Source organism: Sporosarcina beigongshangi, from assembly GCF_033485195.1.
Classification (GTDB): domain Bacteria; phylum Bacillota; class Bacilli; order Bacillales_A; family Planococcaceae; genus Sporosarcina; species Sporosarcina beigongshangi.
On record NZ_JAWLIR010000004.1, the window covers coordinates 396,731 to 409,668 of the forward strand.

General features: G+C 43.5%; 11 protein-coding genes. 10 read left to right on the forward strand and 1 reads right to left on the reverse strand.

Going from position 1 to position 12,938, the window contains the following annotated elements:
* Nucleotides 1–56: 56 nt before the first annotated feature.
* The 6 genes from mutS to R2B77_RS04310 all read left to right on the forward strand — a co-directional run bounded on the left by mutS (nucleotide 57) and on the right by R2B77_RS04310 (nucleotide 8,310).
* Nucleotides 57–2,657, forward strand: a complete 2,601-nt coding sequence (mutS, locus tag R2B77_RS04285) for a DNA mismatch repair protein MutS (protein WP_203246295.1) — start codon at nucleotides 57–59, stop codon at nucleotides 2,655–2,657.
* Between the two features lie 164 nt (nucleotides 2,658–2,821).
* Nucleotides 2,822–4,648, forward strand: a complete 1,827-nt coding sequence (mutL, locus tag R2B77_RS04290) for a DNA mismatch repair endonuclease MutL (protein ID WP_203246296.1) — start codon at nucleotides 2,822–2,824, stop codon at nucleotides 4,646–4,648.
* Between the two features lie 23 nt (nucleotides 4,649–4,671).
* The gene (locus tag R2B77_RS04295; protein ID WP_203246297.1) at nucleotides 4,672–5,586 is read left to right on the forward strand and encodes an alpha/beta hydrolase; all 915 of its coding nucleotides are present in this window, start codon (nucleotides 4,672–4,674) and stop codon (nucleotides 5,584–5,586) included.
* Nucleotides 5,583–6,530, forward strand: a complete 948-nt coding sequence (miaA, locus tag R2B77_RS04300) for a tRNA (adenosine(37)-N6)-dimethylallyltransferase MiaA (RefSeq protein WP_203246298.1) — start codon at nucleotides 5,583–5,585, stop codon at nucleotides 6,528–6,530. The genes R2B77_RS04295 and miaA overlap by 4 nt, the downstream gene beginning before the upstream one ends.
* Nucleotides 6,531–6,575: 45 nt before the next feature.
* Nucleotides 6,576–6,800 (forward strand): RNA chaperone Hfq, encoded by a 225-nt coding sequence (gene hfq, locus R2B77_RS04305; protein WP_203246299.1) that lies wholly within the window; start codon nucleotides 6,576–6,578, stop codon nucleotides 6,798–6,800.
* A gap of 244 nt (nucleotides 6,801–7,044) precedes the next feature.
* Complete coding sequence (locus tag R2B77_RS04310; protein WP_212391095.1) at nucleotides 7,045–8,310, forward strand: methionine gamma-lyase family protein; 1,266 nt, start codon at nucleotides 7,045–7,047, stop codon at nucleotides 8,308–8,310.
* 79 nt (nucleotides 8,311–8,389) lie between these two features.
* On the opposite strand, the gene lexA is transcribed toward R2B77_RS04310, so the two are convergent.
* On the reverse strand, nucleotides 8,390–9,010 hold the full coding sequence (gene lexA / locus R2B77_RS04315) for a transcriptional repressor LexA (RefSeq protein ID WP_203246300.1): 621 nt from the start codon (nucleotides 9,008–9,010) through the stop codon (nucleotides 8,390–8,392).
* Between the two features lie 204 nt (nucleotides 9,011–9,214).
* On the opposite strand from lexA, the gene yneA reads away from it, so the two are divergent.
* The 4 genes from yneA to tkt all read left to right on the forward strand — a co-directional run bounded on the left by yneA (nucleotide 9,215) and on the right by tkt (nucleotide 12,568).
* On the forward strand, nucleotides 9,215–9,529 hold the full coding sequence (gene yneA, locus R2B77_RS04320; RefSeq protein ID WP_203246301.1) for a cell division suppressor protein YneA: 315 nt from the start codon (nucleotides 9,215–9,217) through the stop codon (nucleotides 9,527–9,529).
* Nucleotides 9,529–10,185: a YneB family resolvase-like protein gene (locus R2B77_RS04325; protein ID WP_322555653.1), complete on the forward strand. Its 657-nt coding sequence runs from the start codon at nucleotides 9,529–9,531 to the stop codon at nucleotides 10,183–10,185. The genes yneA and R2B77_RS04325 overlap by 1 nt, the downstream gene beginning before the upstream one ends.
* Nucleotides 10,186–10,252: 67 nt before the next feature.
* On the forward strand, nucleotides 10,253–10,486 hold the full coding sequence (locus R2B77_RS04330; RefSeq protein WP_203246303.1) for a DUF896 domain-containing protein: 234 nt from the start codon (nucleotides 10,253–10,255) through the stop codon (nucleotides 10,484–10,486).
* A gap of 75 nt (nucleotides 10,487–10,561) precedes the next feature.
* Nucleotides 10,562–12,568, forward strand: a complete 2,007-nt coding sequence (tkt, locus tag R2B77_RS04335; RefSeq protein ID WP_203246304.1) for a transketolase — start codon at nucleotides 10,562–10,564, stop codon at nucleotides 12,566–12,568.
* Nucleotides 12,569–12,938 lie beyond the last annotated feature (370 nt).

Genomic DNA, 12,938 nt, shown 5'->3' on the forward strand with positions numbered 1-12,938 from the left:
TCGCTGTTCGGTTTTGGTATACTAAAAGAAAAAGTAACTGTAGTGAGGGTATATAAATGACAGCACATACACCAATGATTCAGCAATATTTACAAGTAAAAGCACAGCATGAAGACGCATTTTTATTTTTTAGGCTTGGCGATTTTTATGAACTATTTTTTACGGATGCCACAGAAGCATCTCAAATTCTTGAAATTACGTTAACGAGCCGCGATGCCTCAGGGGGGCGTGAGCGTATTCCAATGTGTGGCGTGCCGTATCATTCGGCTGCCGGTTATATTGAAACGCTCGTCCGCAAAGGGCATAAAGTAGCGATTTGTGAACAAACAGAGGACCCGAAAACGGCAGTAGGCATTGTGAAAAGAGAAGTCGTAAGAATTATTACACCCGGTACAATGACAGAAGGGAAAATGATTGACGCGAACACAAATCATTTCATCGGTGCCGTAGATAGTTTAGATGACGACCATTACGCGCTTGCTTATCTTGACCTCGCAACAGGAGAAGGTAAGGTGGAACGCGTTGAAGGGGATGAACGGTCGTTAATCGCGGAAATCGAGGCGCTCGGGATGAGGGAGATTGTTGTCGGTGAAAGGCTACATATCACACTTAGCGATAGTATGGCGAAGCGTAATATTGTGCTATCCATTGAACATAGCGATGAACAGAGCGAGACGTCGGAGTTGTTTGGCAATATCCCTGCGATTGTAACGGAAGCGTGTACGATGCTCGTATCCTACATTAAAAGGACGCAGAAAACGGCACTCGACCACATCCGACCTTTTGAATTTATCGAAAAGCAGGAGAAACTTTCCATCGACGCCAACTCCATGCGCAATCTTGAATTAATCCAATCCATCCGAAATGATGGAAAGGAAGGCACGCTTTATTGGCTGTTGGATGAAACCGTGACAGCGATGGGTGCGCGTAAGCTGAAAATGTGGATTCACCAGCCACTTGCACAGCAAACAGCTATTGAAAATCGTCAGGATACCGTCACTGAGCTAATGGAGGAATTTTTCCTCAGTGATGAGCTGAAAACGAATTTGAAGGAAGTTTATGATTTGGAACGATTGGCTGGGCGTATTTCGATGGGAAGCGCCAGTGGTAGGGATTTGGCGCAATTGCGAAACTCCTTGCGCCGTGTACCAGAGGTCAAGCGCTTATTGCAGGAGGCACAGCGACCATTATTGAATAATTTCGCACAACGTATTGATGTTTGTGAGGAAGCGTTGACAATGCTCGAAGCAGCGATAGCCGAAAATCCACCGTTATCTGTAAAAGAAGGCGGCGTTATTAAAGATGGCTATGATGCCAAACTTGACCAATATCGAGATGCTTCGAAAAATGGGAAGGTATGGCTGGCGGAACTTGAGCGAGAAGAGCGTGAGCGGACAGGTATTAAAACGTTGAAAATTGGTTATAATCGGGTATTTGGTTATTTTATCGAAATTACGAAATCCAATATTCACCTTGCTGACTTAGAGCGTTATGAACGCAAGCAAACGCTCGCCAATGCAGAACGTTACATAACACCTGAATTGAAGGTTAAGGAAGATTTAATTCTCAATGCAGAGGCGGAAGGGCAGGAGTTAGAATACCGCCTGTTTAGTACCGTCCGTGATGCTATGAAAACGCATATTCGAAAAATTCAACACCTTGCAAGTGTTCTCAGTGAACTGGATGTGCTGTTATCCTTCGCGGCAGTGTCGGAAAAACGTAATTATGTGAAGCCGATATTTCATGAAGACATTGCTTTGGAAATTAAAAACGGACGTCACCCCGTTGTTGAAAAAATGATGGATCATTCACTTTATGTACCAAATAGCTGTAAATTAACGGAGCAAGCGAATATGCTACTTATTACGGGGCCAAATATGTCTGGTAAAAGTACGTATATGCGCCAAGTAGCCCTAACAGTTGTTATGGCACAAATTGGCTGTTATGTGCCTTGTGAACATGCATTATTGCCTGTAACTGATCAGATCTTTACCCGCATCGGGGCCGCAGATGACCTAGCCTCGGGTCAAAGTACATTCATGATGGAAATGATGGAGTCGCAACATGCAATTGCCAATGCAACGGAGAAAAGTCTTTTATTGTTCGATGAAATCGGACGTGGGACATCAACCTACGATGGCATGGCACTTGCACAGGCTATGATGGAGTATATTCATCATGAAATTGGGGCCAATACATTATTCTCAACACATTATCATGAACTAACGAATTTGGATCAAGAGCTAAGTCGTTTGGAAAATGTGCATGTCGCCGCAATGGAGCAGGATGGTAAAGTAGTGTTTCTTCACAAAGTAATGGCGGGTCCGGCTGATAAAAGTTATGGAATCTACGTTGCTGAACTTGCAGGTCTTCCAATACCGTTGCTGGAACGGGCAAAAAATTTACTCTCTACATTTGAAAGCACAGACAAAGTAGTCTCAGAAGCCACAGAACCGCAGCAACTTGCCTTTTTTGATTTATCAAGTGAAGAGCTGCCGGTGCAAACACACTCAGCAGTAGAGCAGCAAGTGCTCGAAGCTTTGGAGAGTTATGATGTACTGAATATGACGCCACTTCAAGCATTCCAATATATTTATGAAATGAAAGAAAAGCTTAGTTCATCTGAATCCAGCGGAAGATCCCGTATCAATAAGTGATGAGATGAATGTAAGGGAATTTCATTCAGTAGTAGTTCAACGCTGCTGAATTCAGATGAAGCCTCCGGCGGATGTCACGGATTTTTAATGGAGATTTTCGAGCAAGCTCGAAAAAATCCGGACACAATTACGCCAAGGCGTAATTGATAGAAAGGGTGAGTCGGATGGATATCATCAAAGTGATGGATGATACGTTGTCGAATAAAATTGCGGCAGGTGAAGTCGTTGAACGTCCAGCATCCATTGTCAAAGAACTTGTTGAAAATGCGATAGATGCGGACAGTACAGTCATCGAAATTGCACTCGAAGAAGCCGGTTTAACATCCATCCGCGTGACTGATAATGGGAAAGGGATGTCAAGGCAGGATGCAGTCCAATCCTTTGAACGCCATGCAACGAGTAAAATTACCAATGATCATGATTTGTTTCGCATCCGCACACTCGGTTTTCGAGGAGAAGCACTCGCCAGTATCGCTTCCGTCTCTAAAATTAGTATGTGGACGTCGGATGGAGAAACGTCTGGAACAGAAGTCCAGTTAGATGGCGGGCGTTTAACGAAGCATGATAACGCAGCGTTTCGTAAAGGGACGGACATCACTGTATCTCAATTATTTTTCAATACACCTGCACGTTTAAAATATATGAAGACCATCCAAACGGAGCTAGGCCATACGATTGACCTCGTCAACCGACTCGCCCTTAGCCATCCGTCGATTGCCTTCAAGCTCTCGCATCAGAGTCAGGTATTGCTACAAACCTCTGGAAATGGCGATCAACGCCGCGTGCTATCTGATATATACGGCATTGCAGTCGCCAAGAAAATGGTCCCGTTTTCAGGTGCTAATGCAGATTACAGCGTACATGGCTATGTGACATTACCAGAAATGACTCGCGCATCGAAAAATTATATGACGTTAATTGTTAATGGTAGATGGGTGAAGAGTCATGCAGTGAATCATATCGTGTTGGATGCTTTTCACACTTATTTACCAATTGGACGTGCCCCAGTCGCCGTCATAAATGTTGAAGGGGACCCTTTTTTAACGGATGTTAACGTTCATCCTTCCAAACAGCATATTCGTATGAGTAAGGAAGGTGAGCTGTTGACGCTCATTAAAGAAGCGGTGCGAGAAGCCATTAAGAAAACGGTTATTGTGCCAGATGCGATTAAAAAAGAACCCATCAAAAAGAACCAGTCAGAGCAAGTGAATATGTGGGATTCATTCCAACCAGTTAAATCGTTGCCAGTGCAAGAGAACCCACCGATGATCGAGACAGAGTCAGTGCCACCCACTGTCTATCACCCCTATGAAACGTTGGAAACGGAGGTTGAGAGTGAACAACCCCTTTGGACGGTCAATGAAGCACCGCCTACTACTGAACGACCGGTAAGCGAACCGAAAAAAGCGTTTCCCTCACTCGTTCCAGTGGGGCAGGTGCACGGGACGTATATTGTGGCACAAAACGAAGATGGTTTCTTTATGATTGACCAACATGCTGCACAAGAACGGATAAAATATGAGTTTTTTAGAGATAAATTAGCGAAGCCGGATCATGAAGAACGCCAGCTGTTATTGCTGCCAATGATGTTTCATTATTCGGCAGATGATAAGACGAAAATCGAGGAAAACGCCACGCTTCTTCACGATGTTGGTATTTTTCTTGAGGAGTTCGGATCAGCCTCTTATGCGGTAAAGGAATATCCATCCTGGTTTCCTGAAGGACAAGAAACGGAGATTATTGAAGAACTCATTGAACAAGTATTGGAAAAACGTAAAATAGATGTTGGCAAACTTCGCGAGGAAGCTGCGATTATGATGAGTTGTAAACGCTCCATTAAGGCTAATCATTATTTGACAGTTGCGGATATGGAAAGGCTGTTGCATGATTTAGAGGAATGTGAAAATCCATTCACTTGTCCACATGGACGACCTGTACTCATTCATTTCACCACATACGAACTTGAGAAAATGTTTAAACGTGTCATGTGAAGACGATAGGACGGAGGATGATTATGAAGGACTTGACAATGGAAATGTCGGACGGTTTTGCAATCCATGCGTTCATCTTACAGCCGGCTGGTGTGCCAAAAGGGCATATCCATTTGTTGCATGGGATGGCTGAACATATTGGTAGATACGCAGAGTTTGCACATTTTCTATCGGAACAGGGCTACATCGTCTCTGGGCATGACCACCGCGGACATGGGAGAACAGTTGAATTGAATGGCACACTCGGGCACTTTGCAGATCAAGGCGGCTTTGAGCGGGTTGTACAAGATGTTTATGAAATTATAACAGCGCTGCGTGCACAACATCCGTCAAATCGTTTTATATTATTCGGACATAGTATGGGCTCGTTTGTAGCACGTAGATTTGTGCAATTGCATGGCGAAGAAGTGGATCTTACGGTATTTTCGGGTACAGGTGGAAACCCAGGTGTGAGTCGTTTGGCAGGGCAGCTCGCAGCTTATGTTAATGGCAAGAAAAATGGTTTCGACCAACCAGATCATTTTTTGAATAAGCTATTGTTTGGCGGCTTCAATAAATCCGTTCAAAACCGGAAAACGCCATTCGACTGGTTATCGAATAATCCGGAGGCTGTTGCACAATATGAAGCGGATCCTGCCTGCGGTTTTGTCCCAACGACGCGATTTTTCGCAGATTTGTTTGAAGGGGTCGGGAAAGTTCACGCTTCCGATGAAATTAACAATATTCCTAAAGATTTGCCGATATTATTGTTTTCAGGAATTGAGGACCCCGTGGGTAATCATGGAAAAGGGGTTTGGAATGCAGCGCAGCATTATGATCGTGCGGGTATTGAAGATGTGACGGTGATGTTATTTGAAGGTGGTAGACATGAAATGCTCAATGAAAACAATCGTCAGGATGTGTTTGAGGCGGTGGTCAATTGGATGGAAAAACGATGAGCAAGAGGCCAGAAGTCATTGCCATCGTCGGACCGACAGCGTCGGGGAAAACCGCTTTAAGCGTAGAGCTTGCCAAGGCTATTGGTGGGGAAGTCATTAATGGCGATGCGATGCAAGTGTATAAGAAGCTGGATATTGGCACCGCAAAAATTACAGTCGAGGAAATGGATGGCGTACCGCATCATTTATTTGATGTGAAAGAACCGGACGAGCCCTTTTCGGTAGCTGAATATCAAACCGCTGTACGTCATTGGATAAAGGATATTCAGGACCGTGGGAAAACGCCGATAATTGCAGGGGGAACAGGCTTGTATGTGCAATCCGTGCTGTATGATTTCCGTTTTACAGAAGAGGCGGCGAATCTTGCGGTGAGGGAACGATTGGAGCAGGAATTGGCGGAGCAAGGTGCTGATGCACTCTATGCGAAACTATTGTCTGTCGATCCAGCAGGTGCTGAAAAAATTCATCCTAATAATCATCGCCGACTTGTACGCGCACTTGAAATTATTGAAGTGACAGGTAAAACAAAAGGAGCCCACGAAGAGAATGCAGGTCATGCGCCTCTTTACAATCATCTGCTCATCGGGCTTGAGATGGACCGGGACGTGCTGTACGAGCGAATTGATCGCCGCGTGGACATCATGATGGACAATGGATTGTTCGCTGAAGCGAAGGGCTTATGGGATGTAGGCATACGGAATGTGCAATCTGTTCAAGCAATTGGTTATAAAGAACTTCATCAAACAATCGAAGGAAAACTGTTGCTCGAAGAGGCTATTGAATTAATCAAAAAAAATACACGTCATTATGCCAAACGCCAAATGACTTATTTTCGTAACAAGCTAGAGGTGGATTGGTTCGATGCACAATTGGGGACTACAGAAATTATTCGGGGTATTTTGACAATTGTGCAGGATTTTGAGCATGGAAAGCGAATAAGGTAAGGGGAGCAGGAGAAATATAAGCACACCAACAGGAGGATTCTGCGTATGGCACAGGGGAATATGCAAGAAACATTTTTAAACTCGTTACGAAAGAATAACACATTTGTAACGGTATTTTTACTCAATGGATTTCAATTGAAAGGACTTATTAAATCGTATGACAATTATACTGTCTTACTTGAAACAGACGGCAAACAGCAATTGATTTACAAACATGCGATTTCAACTTACGTCCCAGCGAAACCAGTGATTTTGAAAGACCAAGAGTAATGCGAGAAAGCAGAATTAGGAGCGAGCCTCCTGGTTCTGCTTTTTTACTTTATTCAGCATCCATTCAGTGGGGGCGGTAAAGCCTCCGGACGCAATCACGCCGAGGCTCGATTGCTTTGTGAGTTCTGGCATCAGCATTCTACCGAATGGGGTTAATTGATTACTAAAACATCCTTAATCGTTGACCTACACGGACAGACTGATAAGATAATGAAGTGACTATTTTACGGAATGAGGAATTAACATGATGTTGGAAGAACAAGATGAGTTTCTGTTTGCAAAAGCGGAAGAAATTGAAGAAAAGCTAACTCCGTTTTTTAAAGAAGTTGAAAAAATAGCCTTTTACAATCAACGGAAAGTGCTTGCGGCGTTCCGTAAAAATATGGTAAGTGATTTTCATCTTACTGGCTCTACGGGTTATGGCTACGATGATAGCGGTCGTGATGTGCTGGAACAGGTTTATGCTGATGTTTTCGGAGCAGAGGCTTGCCTTGTGCGCAATCAAATTATTTCAGGTACACATGCGATTTCTATCAGTCTCTTCGGCATTTTGCGCCCAGGAGATGAACTGCTGTATATTACAGGGAAACCGTATGATACATTGGAATCTATCGTAGCAGGTAAAGGGAAAGATACTGGTTCTCTACAAGATTATGGCATTACGTATAAGCATATTGATTTGAATAAAGATGGCTCTGTTGATTTTGATGCAGTTGCTAAAAATATGCATAGTAAAACAAAAATGATTGGAATTCAGCGGTCGAAAGGTTATTCAGATCGACCGTCCTTTTTGGTGGATGAAATCAGTGAAATGGTACGTAAAGTAAAGGCGATTAATCCTGATGTTGTTGTGTTCGTCGATAATTGTTATGGGGAATTCGTCGAGGACAAAGAGCCGATGCAAGTAGGTGCTGATTTAATGGCGGGGTCGCTTATTAAAAACCCCGGTGGTGGACTTGTGCGAACAGGTGGATACATAGCTGGGCGTGCCGATCTCGTTGAGCAATGCGCTTACCGCATGACGTCCCCAGGACTAGGGGCAGAAGCTGGGGCATCGCTAGATACGCTGTTAGAGATGTACCAAGGCTTTTTCCTTGCACCACACGTTGTTAGCCAAGCCGTGAAGGGTGCTTTATTTACGGCGGCTCTTCTCGAAGACTTCGGTCTGACGACATCGCCACATTATACAGAGAAAAGAACGGATTTAATCCAATCTGTATCCTTTGCCAATGCCGACCAAATGATTGCTTTCTGTCGTACTATTCAAGCTAACTCGCCCATCAATGCGCATTATGCACCAGAGCCGTCGTATATGCCTGGTTACACGGACGATGTCATTATGGCGGCGGGAACGTTTATCCAAGGCTCCAGCATCGAGCTGACAGCTGATGGTCCGATTAGACCGCCGTATACAGCCTATGTGCAAGGTGGATTGACCTATGAGCATGTAAAGGCAGCGGTGCTGTCCTCCGTCGAGAAGCTAGTAATAGAAGGATTGATTGAACGGTAAATTGAACAAACTATCATTATAATACTCAACAAAACAAAAGAAAGAGCTGCTCCCATGTAAAGGGAGCAGCTTTTTACGTTTAGTGGATATAACGATAGACACCAACTACTTTTCCCAAAATAGATACATTGTCAACGATGATTGGGTCCATTGAAGAGTTTTCAGGTTGAAGACGGAAATAATCTTTTTCTTTGAAGAAACGCTTCACCGTTGCTTCTTCCTCTTCAGTCATCGCCACAACGATTTCTCCATTTTGCGCAGTTTGTTGCTGCTTGACGATTACATGGTCACCGTTTAAAATACCGGCTTCAATCATGCTGTTACCGACAATTTCAAGCATGAAGAGTTTGTCCTCAGTTGTCCCAAATGATTCTGGTAATGGGAAGTACTCCTCAATATTTTCAATTGCAGTAATTGGCAAACCAGCCGTCACCTTACCGACTAGTGGAACGTTGAGAACACCTGGTTTCATCGCTTCTAGGCCTTCCGGGTCAAGAATTTCGATAGCCCTTGGTTTTGTAGGATCTCGTCTAATGAAACCTTTACTTTCTAATCGTGCAAGATGCCCATGGACAGTCGAACTAGATGCTAGACCAACAGCCTCGCCAATTTCTCTTACGGATGGCGGATAACCTTTTTTCTTTACTTCAGCTTTTATGAAGGACAAAATATCTTCCTGCCTCTTCGAAATTTTTTTCATTCCGTTCACCTCTCAGCTCATATTCTACTCATTTTTGAAAGACGTGAAGCGAGTCACGATCAGTCGTCTTATTTCAATATGTTCAGTATATCAGCATTGCGAACAAATGGCAAACACAGGTTCTGAAAAAGTATTGACATTTGTTTTTTTATTTTCTATACTAAGAACAAGTATTCCGAACAAACATTCTAGAGGAGGATTATCATGACTTTTATTAAAAATAACAGCTATATTTTACTTCTTATCTTTTTATGTATGGGATTTGCAATTATAGGCGCTACGAAATCTGTAAAAGAACACACGATAACTGAAATTACTGTGATGGAGGGTGATACGCTTTGGGGACTCGCGCTTCATCATGCAGAAAATATATCCAAGGATCAATGGATGAAAGAAGTAATGCGGTTAAATGACCTTCCTACTGTGACAATCAAAACCGGAGAAGAGTTGGTATTGCCGATCTTTGAAACAGTGGAGGACCTTCAACCGATAACACAGCTAGCGGGTGATGGTCGGTGATTAAACAACAGAAATGTGTGCTCTATTGTCGCGTCAGTACGGAAAAAGATACACAAGAAGTATCACTAGTACGGCAAGAGGAAGAGCTCGACAAGTTAGCAGCTGAACTTGGTCTGTATGTGCTAGACGTATTTAAGGACAAACATAGTGGCTTTGACATTGAGCGTGAAGGGTTACTTAGTTTATTAGATTTTATTCGCGATGAAGAGGTTGATGCGGTTTTAATACAGGATGAAACGAGACTGGGGCGTGGAAATGCTCGGATGGCTGTACTGCATCTGCTAGCGAAAACGAATACGGCTATTTATTCCCGGAATGATAACGGCCCCATTGCGTTGAACGAAATGGACACAATGTTGCTTGAAATATTAGCGATTGTCGAGGAATATCAACGCAAATTACATAATGCCAAAATTAGGCGAGGAATGAAACGCGCAGTGCGAGAAGGCTATCGACCAGAGCGTAACTTGAGAAATAGGGGTAACGCAGAAGGTCGTGAACGTTTGGAGGTACCTGTCCAAGAAATTGTAGCGCTTCGGGCGAAAGGACTCACCTATGAAGAAATTACAGATGTGTTAAAAGGACTTGGGCACGACATTAGTAAAGCAACTGTCCATCGTCGTTTTAAAGAATATGAATTGGAGCAGAAAGGCTGATTGGTTGCACTTTCTGCTCTTTTTGTATACGTTTTATGTATTCACGAAATAAAATGGAGGAAGTCAAATGCTATTATCGGAAAAAATGAACCGTATTAACGAACTTTCAAAAAAATCAAAAACGACTGGCTTAACAATAGAAGAAGCCAAGGAGCAAACGCTTCTGCGCAAGGAATACTTGGAAACATTCAGGTCGTCTATGCGTGGTACAATTGAACAGGTGAAAATAATCGATCCTGATGGCAATGATGTGACACCGGAAAAGGTGAAACAAGCTCGCAATAGCAAATACTTAAACTGACCTTTGCAATCATTGCGCAAATTGTCTAAACTAGGAGTTGTAGAAAAATAGATTTTACGGGAGAGGAAGTATACAATGACTCAACAGATTGATCAGTTAGCTATTAATACAATCCGTACACTATCCATTGATGCAATTGAAAAAGCAAATTCGGGGCATCCAGGATTACCGATGGGCGCAGCACCAATGGCTTATACACTATGGACAAAACATATGCATCACAATCCTTCAAATCCGCAGTGGTTCAACCGTGATCGCTTTATCCTCTCGGCAGGGCATGGTTCAGCACTTCTTTATAGCCTGCTTCACCTAGGTGGCTATGGTCTTCCAATGGAAGAGCTTAAAAAGTTTAGACAATGGGGCTCTTTAACGCCTGGTCACCCAGAATATCGCCACACAGTTGGTGTTGAAGCGACTACGGGCCCACTTGGGCAAGGAATTGGTATGGCAGTCGGTGTAGCGATGGCAGAAAAACATCTTGCTGCTACATACAATAAACCGAACTTCGACGTTGTTGACCACTTTACGTATGCACTTTGTGGTGATGGTGATTTAATGGAAGGTGTTGCGGCAGAGGCTATTTCTCTTGCAGGACACTTACAATTGGATAAATTAATTGTTCTTTATGATAGTAATGATATTTCACTTGATGGCGATCTTGACATGTCATTCTCTGAAAATACACGTAAGCGTTTTGAATCATATGGCTGGAATTATATTCGTGTAGCTGACGGTAACGACGTTGCTGAGGTTTCACAAGCGATTGAAGCAGCAAAAGGAAACACAGGTGGTCCAACAATTATCGAAGTGAAAACGGTTATTGGTTATGGTTCACCAAATAGAGCTGGAAAATCAGATGCACATGGTATGCCTCTTGGCTCGGAAGAAGCGAAACTGACAAAAGAAAACTACAAATGGACATTTGAGGAAGATTTCCATGTGCCAGAAGGTGTTTACGAGACGTTCCAACAAGCAGCTGAAACACTTGGCGCTCAAAAAGAACAACAATGGACAGAGCTATTCACACAGTATGAGGCAGAGCACGGAGAGCTTGCGCAGCAGTTGAAAGATGCGATTGACCGCAAACTACCAGCAGACTTTGAAAAATCATTGCCGAAGTATGAAGTAGGTACATCACATGCATCGCGTTCTGCATCTGGTGATGCTATCAATGCGATTGCCAAAATGCTACCATCATTCTTTGGAGGAAGCGCAGACCTTGCTGGTTCTAACAAGACAACAATCAATGGTGCAGGTGATTTTCTTCCAACGGATTACTCAGGTCGTAATATCTGGTTCGGTGTACGTGAATTTGCAATGGGGACAGCGTTAAACGGTATGGCGCTTCACGGTGGTTTACATGTATTCGGTGGTACGTTCTTCGTATTCAGTGACTACGTGCGCCCGGCAATCAGACTATCATCACTTATGGGTGTTCCTGTCACATACGTGTTCACACACGACAGTGTAGCGGTTGGAGAAGATGGTCCGACACATGAGCCAGTGGAGCACCTAGCATCACTTCGTGCGATGCCAGGTCTATCGGTAATTCGTCCAGCAGATGCGAATGAAACAGCGGCTGCATGGAATATCGCAGTGTCATCAGAAAGCACACCAACTGCACTCGTTCTATCACGTCAAAACTTGCCTACACTACCAAAATCGGGTGAATTGGCAATGGAAGGCGTTAAAAAAGGTGCTTACACGGTTTCACCTGCTATGAAAGAACAAGCGGATGCAATTTTGATTGCTACTGGTTCTGAAGTAGGATTAGCTGTTGCTGCACAAACGAAATTAGCCGCTGATGGTATCGACGTAGCAGTTGTTTCTATGCCTTCTTGGGATCTCTTCGAGAAGCAGGACGAAGCTTACAAACAAAGCGTTCTACCAAAAGCAGTGAAAAAACGTCTTGGAATTGAAATGGCTGTTTCATTCGGCTGGCATAAATATGTGGGTGACGAAGGTGCAATCATCGCCATCGATACATTTGGTGCAAGTGCGCCTGGCGAAACAGTTATTAAAGAATTTGGCTTCACTGAAGAAAATGTCATTGCACAAGTAAAAGCGCTGTTCAATAACTAACTTACTTCAGCAGAAAACCTTTGCTGAAGTAAGTTAGCAGTCCCCTGGAGGATGTCACAAATTTTGAGGGGAGTTTTAAGAGGGCAGTCTAAGTCCGCGACGTCCTGAAAGGCAAGTGCCTTAATTTCTGCAAAGAACGCAGAAATACGGCAAATCGAACCCTGCGTTGTTCGATTCGCAACGACTGCATGACCTACATTCTGTAGGCCTCAAGCGCAATTCAAAATTTGGACGCAATTACGCCAAGGTGTAATTGATTAAATTATCAAAGTTCCATTGGCTGTAAATTTGACAGCCGATGGAACTTTTTTTGTAGGATTTTAACTTATCTATCTTTTCCGACAATAATAGTGCTGTTCCATTCCGCAAT

Excerpts from the sequence above, each read along its gene's own strand:
- mutS (WP_203246295.1), top strand. The coding sequence starts at position 57 with ATGACAGCACATACACCAATGATTCAGCAATATTTACAAGTAAAAGCA.
- mutL (WP_203246296.1), top strand. The coding sequence starts at position 2,822 with ATGGATATCATCAAAGTGATGGATGATACGTTGTCGAATAAAATTGCG.
- R2B77_RS04295 (WP_203246297.1), top strand. The coding sequence starts at position 4,672 with ATGAAGGACTTGACAATGGAAATGTCGGACGGTTTTGCAATCCATGCG.
- miaA (WP_203246298.1), top strand. The coding sequence starts at position 5,583 with ATGAGCAAGAGGCCAGAAGTCATTGCCATCGTCGGACCGACAGCGTCG.
- hfq (WP_203246299.1), top strand. The coding sequence starts at position 6,576 with ATGGCACAGGGGAATATGCAAGAAACATTTTTAAACTCGTTACGAAAG.
- R2B77_RS04310 (WP_212391095.1), top strand. The coding sequence starts at position 7,045 with ATGATGTTGGAAGAACAAGATGAGTTTCTGTTTGCAAAAGCGGAAGAA.
- lexA (WP_203246300.1), bottom strand. The coding sequence starts at position 9,010 with ATGAAAAAAATTTCGAAGAGGCAGGAAGATATTTTGTCCTTCATAAAA.
- yneA (WP_203246301.1), top strand. The coding sequence starts at position 9,215 with ATGACTTTTATTAAAAATAACAGCTATATTTTACTTCTTATCTTTTTA.
- R2B77_RS04330 (WP_203246303.1), top strand. The coding sequence starts at position 10,253 with ATGCTATTATCGGAAAAAATGAACCGTATTAACGAACTTTCAAAAAAA.
- tkt (WP_203246304.1), top strand. The coding sequence starts at position 10,562 with ATGACTCAACAGATTGATCAGTTAGCTATTAATACAATCCGTACACTA.